16 protein-coding genes are annotated in these 15,729 nt (G+C 30.8%); 3 read left to right on the top strand and 13 right to left on the bottom strand.

Annotated elements, in window-relative coordinates; translation table 11 throughout:
* Positions 1–8: 8 nt before the first annotated feature.
* From KK2020170_RS05790 to KK2020170_RS05815, 6 genes are all read right to left on the bottom strand, one after another.
* Positions 9–2,030 (bottom strand): M3 family metallopeptidase, encoded by a 2,022-nt coding sequence (locus KK2020170_RS05790; RefSeq protein ID WP_221259871.1) that lies wholly within the window; start codon positions 2,028–2,030, stop codon positions 9–11.
* Between the two features lie 153 nt (positions 2,031–2,183).
* Entirely contained in the window at positions 2,184–2,672 is a 489-nt protein-coding gene (purE, locus tag KK2020170_RS05795) for a 5-(carboxyamino)imidazole ribonucleotide mutase (RefSeq protein ID WP_221259872.1), read from the bottom strand.
* Entirely contained in the window at positions 2,665–2,967 is a 303-nt protein-coding gene (locus KK2020170_RS05800) for a hypothetical protein (protein WP_221259873.1), read from the bottom strand. The genes purE and KK2020170_RS05800 overlap by 8 nt, the downstream gene beginning before the upstream one ends.
* 1 nt (position 2,968) lies before the next feature.
* Positions 2,969–3,364 (bottom strand): hypothetical protein, encoded by a 396-nt coding sequence (locus KK2020170_RS05805; protein WP_221259874.1) that lies wholly within the window; start codon positions 3,362–3,364, stop codon positions 2,969–2,971.
* A gap of 33 nt (positions 3,365–3,397) precedes the next feature.
* A complete protein-coding gene (locus KK2020170_RS05810; RefSeq protein ID WP_221259875.1) occupies positions 3,398–4,570 on the bottom strand; it encodes a 5-(carboxyamino)imidazole ribonucleotide synthase in 1,173 nt (390 codons plus the stop codon).
* Between the two features lie 83 nt (positions 4,571–4,653).
* Positions 4,654–5,199 carry a hypothetical protein gene (locus KK2020170_RS05815; RefSeq protein ID WP_221259876.1) on the bottom strand — a complete coding sequence of 182 codons (546 nt, stop codon included), beginning with the start codon at positions 5,197–5,199 and terminating at the stop codon, positions 4,654–4,656.
* A 99-nt stretch (positions 5,200–5,298) separates the two neighbouring features.
* Between KK2020170_RS05815 and KK2020170_RS05820 the strand changes: the two genes are divergently transcribed.
* From KK2020170_RS05820 to KK2020170_RS05830, 3 genes are all read left to right on the top strand, one after another.
* Complete coding sequence (locus KK2020170_RS05820; protein ID WP_221259877.1) at positions 5,299–6,417, top strand: adenylate kinase; 1,119 nt, start codon at positions 5,299–5,301, stop codon at positions 6,415–6,417.
* Positions 6,418–6,571: 154 nt separating this feature from the next.
* Positions 6,572–7,573: a GTPase ObgE gene (gene obgE, locus KK2020170_RS05825; protein ID WP_221259878.1), complete on the top strand. Its 1,002-nt coding sequence runs from the start codon at positions 6,572–6,574 to the stop codon at positions 7,571–7,573.
* Between the two features lie 30 nt (positions 7,574–7,603).
* Positions 7,604–8,848, top strand: a complete 1,245-nt coding sequence (locus KK2020170_RS05830; RefSeq protein WP_221259879.1) for a zinc-dependent metalloprotease — start codon at positions 7,604–7,606, stop codon at positions 8,846–8,848.
* Positions 8,849–8,899: 51 nt separating this feature from the next.
* On the opposite strand, the gene KK2020170_RS05835 is transcribed toward KK2020170_RS05830, so the two are convergent.
* The 7 genes from KK2020170_RS05835 to KK2020170_RS05865 form a co-directional block, all read right to left on the bottom strand.
* Positions 8,900–11,257 carry a hypothetical protein gene (locus tag KK2020170_RS05835; protein WP_221259880.1) on the bottom strand — a complete coding sequence of 786 codons (2,358 nt, stop codon included), beginning with the start codon at positions 11,255–11,257 and terminating at the stop codon, positions 8,900–8,902.
* Between the two features lie 75 nt (positions 11,258–11,332).
* Positions 11,333–12,958 carry a chaperonin GroEL gene (gene groL, locus KK2020170_RS05840; RefSeq protein ID WP_221259881.1) on the bottom strand — a complete coding sequence of 542 codons (1,626 nt, stop codon included), beginning with the start codon at positions 12,956–12,958 and terminating at the stop codon, positions 11,333–11,335.
* 55 nt (positions 12,959–13,013) lie between these two features.
* On the bottom strand, positions 13,014–13,289 hold the full coding sequence (locus KK2020170_RS05845) for a co-chaperone GroES (RefSeq protein ID WP_221259882.1): 276 nt from the start codon (positions 13,287–13,289) through the stop codon (positions 13,014–13,016).
* Positions 13,290–13,427: 138 nt separating this feature from the next.
* Positions 13,428–13,787, bottom strand: a complete 360-nt coding sequence (gene secG / locus KK2020170_RS05850) for a preprotein translocase subunit SecG (RefSeq protein WP_221259883.1) — start codon at positions 13,785–13,787, stop codon at positions 13,428–13,430.
* 3 nt (positions 13,788–13,790) lie between these two features.
* Positions 13,791–14,567 (bottom strand): tetratricopeptide repeat protein, encoded by a 777-nt coding sequence (locus tag KK2020170_RS05855; protein WP_221259884.1) that lies wholly within the window; start codon positions 14,565–14,567, stop codon positions 13,791–13,793.
* Position 14,568: 1 nt separating this feature from the next.
* Positions 14,569–15,072 (bottom strand): LPS assembly lipoprotein LptE, encoded by a 504-nt coding sequence (gene lptE / locus KK2020170_RS05860; RefSeq protein WP_221259885.1) that lies wholly within the window; start codon positions 15,070–15,072, stop codon positions 14,569–14,571.
* A gap of 2 nt (positions 15,073–15,074) precedes the next feature.
* On the bottom strand, positions 15,075–15,671 hold the full coding sequence (locus KK2020170_RS05865; RefSeq protein ID WP_221259886.1) for a hypothetical protein: 597 nt from the start codon (positions 15,669–15,671) through the stop codon (positions 15,075–15,077).
* Positions 15,672–15,729 lie beyond the last annotated feature (58 nt).

Here is a 15,729-nt window from a genome sequence, read left to right on the forward strand (position 1 = left end):
AAAATTATTTAAATCAACCCAGCTCTTTTTAGCAAAGCTTCAGGAGTCGGTTCTTGTCCACGGAATTTTTTATACAATTCCATTGGGTGTTCAGTTCCGCCCTTAGAAAGTACATATTCTTTAAACTTAGTAGCTATTTCTTTATTAAAAATTCCTTTCTCTTCAAAATAAGCAAAAGCATCAGCATCTAAAACTTCCGCCCATTTGTAACTGTAATAACCTGAAGAATATCCACCTTGAAAAATATGTGAGAAAGAAGTGCTCATGCAATTTTCAGCAACATCGGGATATAATTTAGTGTTTTCAAATGCATTTTCTTCAAAATCTTTCACATCATCAATAGTTTGTGCTTTTCCATGATATGCCATATCCAACATTCCGAAACTCAACTGACGCAACGTTGCCATACCTTCTAAAAAGTTTGAACTTTCCTTAATTTTATCTACATATTCTTGTGGAATAATTTCACCTGTTTCGTAATGTTTTGCAAATAACGCCAAAGCTTCGGGTTGGTAACACCAGTTTTCCATTATCTGACTTGGTAATTCAACAAAATCCCAATACACAGAAGTTCCCGATAAACTTGGATAGGTTGTATTTGCTAACATGCCGTGTAAACCGTGTCCGAATTCGTGGAACAAAGTCGTAACTTCGTTGAAGGTTAGGAGAGAAGGTTTGGTTTTTGTTGGTGGGGTAAAGTTACACACATTTGAAATATGCGGACGCTCATTTATTCCGTTTTTAATGTATTGCGATTTGTAAGATGTCATCCAAGCGCCATTTCGTTTTCCTTTTCTAGGGAAGAAATCGGCATAGAAAACAGCTACTAAATTGTTTTCAAAATCTAAAACCTCATACGTTTTTACATCTTCATGGTACTTATCGATATCGAAAACTTCTTTAAAGGTAATGCCATACAATTTCTCAGCAATAGTAAATGCACCATTTAAAACATTTTCTAATTTGAAATAGGGTTTTAGTTTTTCATCATCCAAATTGAATTTCTTTTGTTTTAATTTTTCAGAATAATAAGCACTATCCCATTTTTCCAAATGATCAATTCCGTCAAGTTCTTTTGCGAAAGTTGTTAATTCAGCAAATTCTTTTTCGGCAGCTGGTTTTGCTTTTTCCAACAAATCATGCAAGAATGATTTTACCTTTTCTGGATTTTTTGCCATTCTTTCTTCCAAAACAAAATCGGCGTGAGATTTATAACCTAATAAATTAGCACGCTCATGACGTAAACGAACAATATCTTTTACATTTTGTTGGTTGTCAAATTCATTGTTTTGAAACGCTTTTTTTCCGTAAGCAATGGAAATTTCTTTTCGTAATTCACGATTGTCAATATAAGTAACGAATGGCAAATAGCTTGGGAAGTCTAAAGTAAAAACCCAACCTTCTAAATTTTTACTTTCTGCTAAATGCGCTGCAGCTTCTTTTGCACCTTCTGGTAAACCTTTTAAATCGGCTTCATTTGTTATGTGAAGTTGGTAATTATTAGTTTCTGCTAATACATTTTCACCAAAAGTCAGTTTTAATTTTGCTAATTGCGTGTCAATTTCACGAAGCTTTTGTTTTTGTTCTTCATTTAACAAAGCACCATTTCTAACAAAACCTTTATATTTTTTATTCAAAAGTGTTTGTTGTTCAGTTGTTAAATTTAAACTGTCTTTTTTGTCGTAGACAATTTTAATCTTTTGGAATAAATCTTCGTTAAGTGTAATGTCGTTACTGAACTCAGTTAACCAAGGCGAAACTTCTTGCGCAATCTTTTGCATTTCATCTGAAGTTTCAGCTGAATTTAAATTAAAAAAAGTACTTGATAATCGATCTAATTCTTGACCTGCAAAATCTAAGGCTGTAATGCAATTTTCGAAATTAGGCTCTTCTGTATTTTGAATAATTTCATCAATTTCAGTTTTTGCCTTTTCAATACATGCTTTAAAATTGTCTTTATATTCTGACAACTTAATTAACGAAAACGGTGTAGTTTGATATTTTGTGTTAAAATTTTCTAAAAAAATCATAAAAAAACTTGTTTATATCGATAAAGTGTATAATTTTGTCGATGAAATGATGTGAAAGTCATTCCTTTTTGTCCCTAAAGAGTAGAATTTTTTTTATAGTTGTCACTTAATTGTGAATAGAATGACCCCAACCTTGGTTGGGGTTTTCTGTTTTTAAGACTTTTTCAAATCTTCAGCAGCTTTTAAAACCGCAAGTTTTAATCCTTCTTTATAGGCGATAATTTTATCTAAAACACATTTGTCGTTTGATCCAATTATTTGTGCGGCTAAAATTCCTGCGTTTTTTGCTCCATTTAATGCAACAGTTGCTACAGGAACGCCACCTGGCATTTGTAAAATAGATAGGACTGAATCCCAACCATCGATTGAATTACTCGATTTTACTGGGACACCAATTACAGGAAGCGGACTCATAGAAGCTACCATTCCTGGTAAATGTGCCGCGCCACCAGCACCAGCAATAATTACTGAAATTCCACGGTTGTGTGCATTTGAACTAAAATCTACTAATTTTTCAGGTGTTCTATGTGCTGAAACGATATCAACTTCAACTTCAATATCGAATCCTTTTAATATTTCAATGGCATCTTGCATTACCGGCATATCCGAAATGCTTCCCATTACTATAGCTACTTTACTCATTGTTGTTATTTATAGTTTGTTGTTTATAGTTTTTGAAAGTGAAATATAAAAATACGATAATCCAATAGAAAAATATGTCATAAATAAAATTCCATAATTCTGCTCCGTGAAGTAAATTGTTAATATCTTGCCATAATATAGAATAAAATCTCCATGGAAAACCAATATTTATCTTAGGAGTTTCTTTTATATGAATATTAAAATAGATTTGAAGTAAAAGCAATGAAAAATTTACTACACAAAATGTAACAAACGAATAAAAACTAATTTTAAAAAACTGTTTTACTATTTTCAAATTATTTATCTTTTAACTTTCTTACTGCTATTCCGTTAAAGACTATCGATGTATACTTTTTATCAGGAACATCAGTAAAAAGTAATTTTTCATCTCTATCGATATAACTTTTTTTGAGATTAATTACAGCATCACAACATTTACTTGATGCTATTTTTTTTACTTCTTCAATTAATTCAGCATCTTTGGAAGAATAATTTCCTTGTATTTCTATCAAACCAATTTTTTCATATTCAAAATCAATTTTTTCGCCATCAAAATAAAGATCAATTTTTGTTGATATGGTGTCACAATTTAAAGTTCTTAATGGAGTGAAGGTTTTGCTAACCTCATAACCTACTGAACATGAATTGCTTAAAATAAGTGCTATTATTATTGGGACTATTATTTTTTTCATTTTTTAGTTTAAACTAATTGTTTTAAGATGACTTTAAATTATCTCATTTTTTAAAATTGAAATCACTCGAATAGAATTCTTCACTTCTTCGGCAACTTTTCGTGCTTCATTCATATCTGGATTTACAATGGTAACGTGTCCCATTTTACGAAAAGGTCGTGTTTCACGTTTTCCATAAATATGTGGCGTTACACCATCGATTGCCATAATCTTATCGATATTTTCGTAATAAACTTGTCCGGTATAGCCTTCTTCACCTACAAGGTTTACCATGATTCCCGCTACTTTACTATTGGTATTACCTAATGGTAACCCTAAAATCGCACGAATATGATTTTCAAATTGCGATGTATAACTCGCTTCAATACTGTAATGTCCAGAATTATGTGGTCTTGGCGCTACTTCGTTTACTAAAATTTCGTCGTTCATAGTTTGGAACATTTCAACAGCTAAAAGACCAACATGATTAAATGCTTCCGAAACTTTTAAAGCAACTTCTTGTACTTTTTGCGCAACAGCATCATCAATACGAGCCGGACAAATTACATATTCAACTTGGTTGGCTTCTGGATGAAATTCCATTTCAACAACTGGATAAGTTGCAACTTCACCATTAGCACTTCTTGAAACAATTACCGCTAATTCATTTTTAAACGGAATTAAATCTTCAATGACACATTCAACATCAGGAAGTTTAACTAAATCTAATGCAGATTGACAAATTTTAACGCCATTTCCATCATAACCTCCAGTTGCACTTTTCCATACAAAAGGGAAGTCTAGTTCATCCTCTGCTAAAGCTTCGCGTAAATCATCTAAACCAACAAACCGTAAATGTTTTGATGTTGGAATATTGTTTTTTACATAAAAATCTTTCTGTTTTCCTTTATTTTGAATTAAACGTAGCGTTTTTGGTGAAGGAAAAATTGGTAAACCTTCTTCTTCTAATTTATCTAAAGCATCGAGGTTTACGTTTTCAATTTCGATAGTTAAAAGATGGACCATTTTACCAAATTGGTAAACGGTATCATAATCTAAAAGACTTCCTTTGTAAAATGCATTGCAACCGAAACGCGCTGGCGCTTCTTCACTTGGATCTAAAACAAAAGTTTGAATGTCAAATTTACGTGTGTCAGTCAATAACATTTTACCTAATTGACCGCCGCCTAAAATTCCAAGTCTAAATTCAGATGAAAAGAAATTCATTGTATTGTATGTAGTTATATTTAGTTGTGAACGACAAAGATACTTAGACAATTGATAATTAACAATTGATAATTGACAATTTGTTATTTGTTAAGTTTTTTCAAGATATGTTTTGATGCCGATTTGTAAGCAGCCGAATGATTTGGAAAATCCTGAACTAAAATTTCTTTCAATTCATTATTAATCCAATCGTATTTTTTTCCAAAAACAAAAAGTGCCTTCATAGCATAAACTTTAGCAGCTACTTTTTCTTCTTGAATTAATCTATCGATAAGTGCTTCAATTATATTATGTTCTTGTTCGTGTGAAAGTGTAATTCCATTTTTCCGATGATTACTTTTGGCTAAAAAGTAACAAATTTTTGTAGCAGGTCGAATTGCGGAATCATCTGTAAGTTTGGGTAAAACTTCACAAAGTGAATCTATAAAAGGCACAAACATCTTCAGTTTTTTCTCACAAACAAACTCGAGTGTCCAAAATGCCATTACATGACTTTTATGAGAAATATTAAAAGCAATCTGTGCTAATTCTTCAATTTTTTCTTTACGAATTACAAAGTTGCAAGCGCTCATTCGGCTTGTTCTATGCGCATCGCTTTCTAATAACTTTAATTCTAATTCGGTTAACATGTTGTAAATATACCTAATTTGCAAAAAAAGTATAATGAGTTACAAATAAATACATTGTACTTCCTTAAATTTGTTGTTTATTTTTAAAAACAACACACCGTGATTCAACTTCATGATAAACATTTCGAGGCTTTTATAGTTGAAAAAGAACTCGATTATGCAATTCAAAACTTAGCGAAACAAATTGAAGACGATTTTTACGATGAAGTTCCAATTTTTGTTGGAATTTTAAATGGCTCTTTTATGTTTTTGTCGGATTTGATGAAATATTACAGTCGTCCATGCGAAATAGAATTTGTGAAATTATCTTCATATGAAGGAACACAATCGACTAACAACGTAAAACAATTAATTGGTCTAAATCAAAATTTAGATGGAAGAAGTGTTATTATTGTTGAAGACATTGTTGATACTGGAAATACAGTTGAAGAATTAAAAAATATTTTTAAATCGAAAGGTGTTAAACATTTTAAAATAGCCACTTTATTTTTTAAACCAGAAGCCTACACAAAAGATATTAAATTAGATTATGTGGCCATACGAATTCCAAATAAATTTATTGTTGGTTACGGATTAGATTATGATGGTTTAGGAAGAAATTTAAAAAAAGTATATCAATTAGCAACACAAAATATAAATAACGACATGATTAATATTGTACTTTTTGGAAAGCCAGGAGCAGGAAAAGGAACACAAGCTGAATTTTTAAAAGAGAAATACAATTTAGTACACTTATCAACAGGTGATATTTTTCGATTCAACATGAAAAATGATACGGATTTGGGAAAATTAGCTAAATCCTATATCGAAAAAGGAGATTTAGTTCCTGATGAAGTAACGATAAAAATGTTACAAGATGAAGTTGAGAAAAACCCTAATGCAAAAGGATTTTTATTTGACGGATTTCCTAGAACCATTCCACAAGCAGATGCTTTAGATGCATTTTTAAAAACTAAAAATTGGGAAGTAACTGGAACAGTTGCATTAGAAGCAGATGATGAAATATTAGTGCAACGTTTATTAGAAAGAGGAAAAACTTCTGGTAGAGCAGACGATCAAGATGAAGAGAAAATTCGTAATCGTTACCAAGAGTACAATGAAAAAACCGCTCCACTAATCGATTATTACAAAGCTCAAGGAAAATTCTATTCAGTAAATGGAATTGGTTCAGTTGCTGAAGTAACCGAGCGTTTGTCTTTGATTATTGATAAATTATAAGAATAAAATCAATGTATATTTAAGCGTCCAATTGGACGCTTTTTTTATGAATGAAATCAAAATTTCAAAATCAAGTAAATACACTATCTTTGCAAAATGTTTAATTATAGTTAAAGTTACTTATAACTTATAACTCATAACTCAAAACTTCAAAATGACTGAAGGGAATTTCGTAGACTACGTAAAAATATATGTTGCTTCGGGTAAAGGAGGAAAAGGTTCAACTCACTTACACCGTGAAAAATTCATTGAAAAAGGAGGTCCAGATGGCGGCGACGGTGGTCGTGGTGGTCACGTGATTTTGCGTGGAAACAAAAATCTTTGGACATTGTATCATTTAAAATTCACCAAGCACGTAAAAGCGGGTCATGGTGGAGATGGTGGTAGTAGTAGAAGTACAGGAGCCGATGGTGAAGATAAATATTTAGAAGTGCCACTTGGAACGGTAATTAAAGACAAAGAAACGGAAGAAGTATTATTTGAAATTACAGAAGACGGTGAAGAAAAAGTATTAGCAAAAGGCGGAAAAGGGGGTTTAGGAAACTGGCATTTTAGAAGTGCAACAAATCAAACACCTCGTTATGCGCAACCAGGTTTACCTGGAGAAGAAGTTGATGTAATTTTAGAGTTAAAAGTATTAGCTGATGTTGGTTTAGTTGGATTTCCAAATGCAGGAAAATCAACTTTACTATCAGTATTAACAGCTGCAAAACCAAAAATTGCTGATTATCCGTTTACAACTTTAAAACCAAACTTAGGGATTGTAGCGTATCGCGATTTTCAATCTTTTGTAATAGCCGATATTCCGGGTATCATTGAAGGAGCCGCTGAAGGTAAAGGATTAGGACACTACTTTTTGCGCCATATTGAGCGTAATTCGACCTTGTTGTTTTTAGTTCCTGCCGATGCTCCAGATATTAAAAGAGAATACGATATTTTGTTAGATGAATTACGTCGATACAATCCTGAAATGCTCGATAAAGATAGACTGATTGTAATCTCAAAATCGGATATGTTAGACGGTGAATTAAAAGCCGAAATGAAAGCCGAATTAGATGTGGCTTTTAAAGGTCACGATTATATGTTTATTTCTTCTATTGCCCATCAAGGCTTACAAGAATTGAAAGACAAACTTTGGAGAATGTTAAATTCATAAAATAATATTTATCTTAAAACTAACCTATTTATGAAAAAAATTACTTTATTTTTTATTTCAATGTCTATTTCTTTTTTGAGTGCACAAGAAAGGAATTGTGGTCAAGAGCATGCAATGCAACAATTGCAATTTAATCCTCTTATGTTAGCTAAGTATCAACAACAGATGCAATTGTCTGAACAGGCTTACAATAGTTTATTAAATTCTCAGACATTAGTGAATAATGTTAATACAACATTGACAATACCTGTAGCAATTCATTATCCGGATGCTGGTTCAGCAAATGCAACTTTAAGAAATTGTATGCGTCTTTTAGCTCAAGATCAGGTTGATATTTTGAATGAAGATTATAATGCGTATAATTCTGATATTTCAACTTGGGATAATACTACAAGTTCTTTTTTTCCAGGAGTTAATAAAGGAATAATGAATGTGGAATTTGAAATTGCAACATTAAACCATCCAGCGGGTTCTGGATTAGTAAATGGCGAACCTGCAATTACTTTTGGTTACGATTTTGGTGGGCCTGGAAATAGTGATTGGGACTCTAATTGGGCTGGATATTTAAATATTGTTGTTAAAAATCTTTCAGGAGGAACTCTTGGGTATGCATATTTGGCATCAAACCCACAAGATGGAGCTGCAGTTTTTATAGATAATGGTGCTTTCGGAAGCGGTTCAGGTTGTACCGGTTACGTACCAGGAGCTCCTTATAACTTAGGAAGAACACTAACACATGAGTTAGGGCATTACATGAACTTAAATCATATTTGGGGAAATGGAACTTGTGGGAATGATTTTGTTGCTGACACTCCTCAACATAATACATCTAATGGGGGGTGCCCTCCAATTACTCATTTATCAACTTGTACTGGGACACCAAGAGAATTAACTATGAATTATATGGATTATACAAATGATGCATGTATGTACATGTTTACTGCAGGTCAAGCTACAAGAATGTTAGCCCATATAAGTACAATTGAATCAAACTTTAATTACAATACTTTAGTAAATGAATCTTTTGATTTAAGAGCAGATAGAATAGTTTTATATCCAAATCCAAATAATGGTATTTTTGAAATTACGTTATCAAATAATAATATTTTTGAAAGTGTATCTATTTTTGACATTACGGGGAGATTGGTTTTTAAACAAAACAATATAAATAATGATTCTTTAACAGTAAATCTTACTTCTTCAAATTCTGGAATCTATACAGTTGTGGTTAAATCTGAAATAGGAAATTTTAATACCAAAATTGTTATTAAGTAATAATATACTTGAATTAAAAAAAATCCCGATTAAATTTAATCGGGATTTTTTTTAATTCATTATTTGAATAATTGTATCAGTAAAATGAAGTTCTCCATCTTGATCGATACCTTGAATATTAATTTTTATCTTTTCTTGATAATAGTGAGGTAGCGTAACTTCAAAATTTCCTTCGGAGTTTGTATAAATATCAGGAATCCAGCCAATAGTTCCATATTCTTTAAAGGCATCTCCATTTACCTCTAAGTATTTTAAATTTTCAAAAGACTTCAATTTCTGAAAACCATTAGTTACAATTAAATTTTTTGATTTTACTATATTATTGATTTGACTATTTCCAAAAGTTTTTTTGGTAAAAATTCGAATCACTCCATTTGAGCCATAAGTACCTGCTCCAAAACCATTTTTATTAATATAGATCTCATCAACATTATCTAATGTTAATCTATATAACTGACTTAGGTCACTTAATGGCATATTGTCAAGATAAATTATAGGTGAATTACTTCCAGAAAAACCTGTTACCCTTCTTCCAGTAATGACAATTTCTCCACCTATTTGAGATACATTAAAACCATGACTCTGAATAAATGACAATATATCTAAATATGAACGAGCTGTTTCTTCATCTATTTTGTAGCCTGTTGAACCAAATCTTCCTTCAAATCTTGTGTTTTCTAGTTTTTTTGAAAATTTTGCCTCAAGGTTTATAGTGTCTAAAGAAATTACGTTTTCTAGTTTTGGGAAATCATTTGAAAATGAGACATTGTTCTGTTTTGTTGTTTCAACTGAAGAACATGTATAATTGTTAATTTTAAAAGGAATTTTAAACTTACTATTGTTACCTTCAATTTTTGAATAAATATTTAAAGTTTTAAGTTTATCTTCTTTTTTGAACAAAGAAAAATAAAATGATGTTGAATCTTCTGCTAGTAGGTTTTTAAAAATAAATTCATTCTTTTCATTTAAATCAGCAATCTCTTTAATGCCATTGTAGGAAAATAATTGGAGTTTCATTTTTTCTTTATCACTTGTAGATAGATTTTGATTTAGCTTTCCTGAAACATTTAAACCTATTTGAAATTCGTATTTATTCGAAGGTTTTTCAGCTAAAACATCTTTTAAATCATATTTGTATTTATTAAAAGACATAAATAGATCTAATTCATATTTCTTTTTTCTATCTAAATTATTGAAATAATAATTCAGATTTGATATTTTGTTTTCAAAATAGTTGTCAATCAATAAACTCGATTGAATGTTAACATTATTAAAGTTTGTTTTTGAATTTGATGGAACAGCACTTAAAGATAAATCAGCAAATTTGTTAGTTATTTGACCTTTTATTTTTATACTGTCTTTAATCCTTTCTACAGATTTAATTTCAATCTTATTTTCAGATTTTTTTTTGTTAAAAAAGGCTCTCTGTGATAAGACATTATTTTCTTTATCTACTAAAATCAAATTATTAATACCTTCAAAAAAAGATTCGTTAGAAATTAAAAATTCTTTGAACGTTTTTCCTTCCAAATCAACATTAACAATGCTAAATAGTTCATTTTGATTTATTATAAGTCTTAATTTGTCCGTTTCTAGATCTTTAAGAGTCTCTTCGTTAGTTGAGATTTTTAAGAAAGTTTTGTCAGGAACCCCATAATTATTTACTGTAAGATTTATAGCAATAATTTTAGGATTATCCATATTAACTGATTTAGATGAATTATAGTTTTCAGCTAAAATTTTATATTTTATATTCTTTGGATTTTTAATAGTGAATTTTCCAAAGCCCATTATGTTGGTTGAAAATGTGTTGACTACTTTGTTGTTCTCGTCAAGTACTTTTACATTTTCAATTTCAATTCCATTGCCTAAGCAATCTTTAATTAATACAGTAATACTATTGTCTGAATTGTACACAAAATTTCCGCCTTCAAAAACATAATCTATATGTTCAATAGTTTTGTTTTCATCATCAATTTTATATGTGTCAGGGTTAATAATTTTAATTTGAAAAAGTGAAGATTCATTTTCTTTAAAATTATTCATAAAGTTTGTAAACGCATGAAGATAGTAGTTTCCAGTCTGTAACTTTTTATCTAGAGGTATATGTCCAATTAGCCTTCCATTTGAACAATAAAAAAGTTTTGTTGAAATTTCTTTTTTATTAGAGTCATATAGAGTGATAAAAACATTTGTTGTGTTAGGATGTAGTTTTTTTGTTTTTTTATCTAAAACATAGCCTTTGAACCAGATAGTTTCATTGTTTACATAAATAGTTTTGTTTAAATGTAAATGAATGTTTTCTCTATCAAGAGCAAAATAGGAATTAAAATTATCTGAAATAAAATTATCCTCTTTTGTTTGACTGAAAAGAAATAAAGGAAAAATAAGAAAGATTAATTTTTTCATTTCGTTTTTTTTGCAAAAATAAAAAACCGTTCTAATCTAGAACGGTTTTTTTGTTAAATGTTTGTAACTTTTTGATTACATCATTCCAGGCATTCCTCCGCCCATTGGCATTGCAGGAGTGTCCTCTTTAATATCTACTAAAGCACATTCAGTTGTTAAAATCATTCCCGAAACAGATGCTGCATTTTCAAGAGCAACACGTGTCACTTTTTTAGGGTCAATAATTCCTGCTTTTAGCATTTCAACATATTCTCCAGTTTTAGCGTTAAATCCGAAATCTCCTTTTCCGTCTAAAACTTTAGCGATTACAACAGAACCTTCTCCACCTGCATTTTCAACAATAGTTCTAAGTGGAGCTTCAATTGCTCTGTTTACAATTTGAATTCCAGTAGCTTCATCTGCATTTTCAGATTTTAACTTACCTAAAACTGATTTGGCTCTTACCAAAGCAACTCCACCACCAGCAACAATTCCTTCTTCAACTGCAGCTCTTGTAGCATGTAAAGCATCATCTACGCGATCTTTTTTCTCTTTCATTTCTACTTCAGAAGCTGCTCCAACATAAAGAACTGCAACACCACCCGCTAACTTTGCTAAACGTTCTTGAAGTTTTTCTCTATCATAATCAGAAGTGGTAGTTTCAATTTGAGCTTTAATTTGATTCACCCTAGCTTTGATGTTTTCAGCATCTCCATTCCCATTAACAATTGTTGTATTGTCTTTGTCAATAGTTACGGTTTCAGCTGTTCCTAACATTGCTAATGTTGCATTTTCTAATGAAAATCCGCTTTCTTCAGCGATTACTGTTCCACCTGTTAAGATTGCAATATCTTCTAACATTGCTTTTCTTCGGTCTCCAAATCCAGGAGCTTTAACTGCTGCAATTTTTAATCCACCACGTAATTTGTTTACTACTAAAGTAGCTAGGGCTTGTCCGTCTACATCTTCTGCAATAATTAATAATGGACGACCCGATTGTGCTACTGGTTCTAAAACAGGTAATAACTCCTGTAAATTAGAAATCTTTTTATCGTATAGTAGAATGTATGGATTATCTAATTCAGCTATCATTTTATCTGCATTTGTAACGAAGTAAGGTGATAAATAACCTCTATCAAACTGCATTCCTTCAACAACATCTACGTAAGTATCTGTACCTTTTGCTTCCTCAACAGTAATAACTCCTTCTTTTCCAACTTTCGAAAAAGCTGTAGCAATAAGCTCTCCAATTGTATCGTCATTATTAGCAGAAATAGAAGCTACTTGTTTGATTTTTTCAGAAGAATCACCCACAGCTTTTGCTTGTTTACCTAAATCTTCTACTAAAGCTTCAACCGCTTTATCAATACCGCGTTTTAAATCCATAGGATTTGCTCCCGCAGCTACGTTTTTCAATCCTTCTTTAACAATTGCTTGTGCCAAAACAGTAGCAGTTGTTGTTCCGTCACCTGCTAAATCATTAGTTTTTGAAGCAACTTCTTTAACCATTTGAGCTCCCATGTTTTCAAGAGCATCTTCTAATTCGATTTCTTTAGCTACAGAAACCCCATCTTTAGTAACTGTTGGTCCGCCAAATGATTTTGAAATAATTACATTTCTACCTTTTGGTCCTAATGTTACTTTTACTGCATTAGCCAATGCATCTACACCACGTTTTAATCCGTCACGTGCTTCAATATCAAATTTTATATCTTTTGCCATAGTATTTAATGTTTAAATTGTTTAAAGTTTAATGTTGTTTTTATTCATTTAACTTTTAAAGAATCGCATAAATTTCATCTTCACGCATGATAAGGTAATCTTTACCTTCATACTTGAACTCTGTTCCTGAGTATTTGCCATACAATACCACATCTCCTGTTTTAACTGTCATGTTGTGGTCTTTTTTACCGTTTCCTACAGCTACTACAGTTCCTTTTTGTGGTTTCTCTTTTGCTGTGTCAGGTATAATAATTCCTGAAGCTGTTGTAGTTTCAGCAGCCATTGGCTCTATAACTACGCGATCTGAAATTGGTTTAATGTTTAATGACATATTTTTAAATTTTAATTTAAGTTTTACGTATCTCTTTTTTTCAGAAATTATGCCAAAGCAATTTTCTGACATTTTTGCTTAAAATAAAAATGCCAGCACTGACAGGCTGGCATTTTTATAATGTGTTTTTGACTCTTATTATTGAGCAGCTTCTTCAGTAGCTGTTTCTCCAGTTGTTTCTGTAGCAGGCTGAGCTGCTTCAGGAGTTGGAGTTACAGGCATCTGCATAGTAGTATTTTCTTCTCCGCCTAAAATTTTAGAACCTTGACTTCCTGAATCGAAAGAAATAGAAGATAATAAAATTAAAGCAATTAAAATACCACCTAAAGTCCAAGTACTTTTATCTAAAAAGTCTGTTGTTTTTTGTACTCCACCTAATTGTTGTGTTCCAGCTCCAAATGTTGAAGATAATCCACCACCTTTAGGATTTTGAACCATGATAGCTAAAATCAATAAAAAACAAACAATTGTGATTGCGATTAAAAATCCTGTAAACATAATCTAGTTATTATTTTGTTGTAATTTTTTTATATTTTCAATTCGGTCTGCAAAGAAACTACTTTTTTCTGGATATTTCAAAATTAATATTTCATATGCTTGAATTGCACGTTGATATTTTTTTTGTTCCAAGTATATTTTTGCCAAAGTTTCTGTCATTAAATGTGTTGGTTCTTCTGCACTTTTCGCAATATTGCTGGGCGCAGTAGTACTTTCTTTTGTTGGAGAAATTTTTGGATTATTTTCAATAAATTTATCGATTAAATCGAATTTTTTACTCTTATCATCTTCAAATTCTACTTCTTTTTCTTCTTCATTGCGATCAATTGGTGCAAATTGTGTAAGTTGAAGCCATTCGCTAAACGAATGTTTTTCATTATTTTCGAATGAAAGAGGTTTGCCAATTTCTAATTCTTCTTCAATTTTAGTTGGTATTCCAACTTCTGCTTGCGAAGAAGCTATTTCAACAAATTCAACTTCGTTTACCTTAATATTACTAATAATTTCTTCTTGTGCTTCAATATTATTTTTTTGAAGCGTTGTAAATTCATCAGAAGTAATAAACTCAAAAAGGATTGTCCTGTCTTGAGTGTGAGCCGCAGTTTTCTTTAACTCGTAATTATAACGATAGCTCTCTTGATTAAACAAACCTTTTAAATACAAAGCACGAGCACTTTGAAAAAACGGAAATTCTTGCAAAATGCTTTCTAAAACTTGCGTTTGCTTCTCGTTTATAGTTTGCGGTTTGTTTAATAAATATGTGAAATCGTTTGTATTCAAATTACCATTTTGCTAAAGATGCATTAAAAACATCTTGAGTGATTCGTGTAAATATTTCGTCTAATGCTGTTGTTAAAGTATTCCCCGACATTTGTTCGTTTGCTGGATAATCATAAAAGAATGAAAAACGTTTTTCAAAATCGTCTTCTTCTTTATTTTTATTGGTAAAACGAACCAAAACACCAATTGTTAATCGGTTTTGTGCAGCACGTTGATCGGCAGTTGCGGTCATTGGTGTGATGCGATATTCTACAATTTCGCCTTCGTATAATAAATCACCCCCTTGATTCACAAGATTTAAACTCGTTTGGTTTTGTATGATTTCTTGTAAAGCTAATGTAAACGTTCTTTCAATTCCAGGTTCAACTAAATCAGCGGTATTTTGGAAGTAATTGACTTGATAAGTGTCCGCGTCAATTGGTTTCGCTCCTGTAAAGTTGTAGTATTTGCAACTGTTTAAAGAGAAGCAAATGATGATAATTAATATATATGTTGTTTTTCTCATTTTTATTCTTGAACCAAGCGATTTGTATTTTTCAAAGCTTTTATAAATTCTTTTTCTTTAATTGTGTCTAAAGGTCTGAAATCTTTTCCATAATGCAAAAATGAAGTTACTTTATCATTTTCGTGTAAATTTTTAAACTTTGTATTTGATATGTCTAAAAAATAGTTTTCAGAATAATAATTTTCAAAACTATTTAAAATATATCCAAACATAATTGGTTTTTTATTTATACAAACTGCAAATTGCTTACCAATGTAGTTAGTGTTTAGTTCAATTTTTGATAATTTTTCCAAAACTGAATTATCAAATTTAAAAGCTGATTTTTTTGTGTTAAAATTTATTATTTCAGAATCATTAATAATTGGATTTCTTTCTAATTCTTCAAAATTTGCTTTAAAATTTCCGCAATAAATAATGTTTCTGTATTCTCTTAAAGTGTCAATCCTTACGTTTTTATTAATTAGATTATTAATTCGTTCTATTGAATAATCTGGTAGATTTTGTAATTTTTCTTCAGTGTAAAAATCTTTAATAGATACGCCATCATTTGATTCTATTCGTTCTTTAGTTAAATAAATTTCAATTTTATCTTCTTTCATTTTACAAGAAGAAAATAACAAGATGAAACTAAATATTACCAAAAAAACCTTTTCCCTT

It is taken from the genome of Flavobacterium okayamense, assembly GCF_019702945.1.
Classification (GTDB): Bacteria; Bacteroidota; Bacteroidia; order Flavobacteriales; family Flavobacteriaceae; genus Flavobacterium; species Flavobacterium okayamense.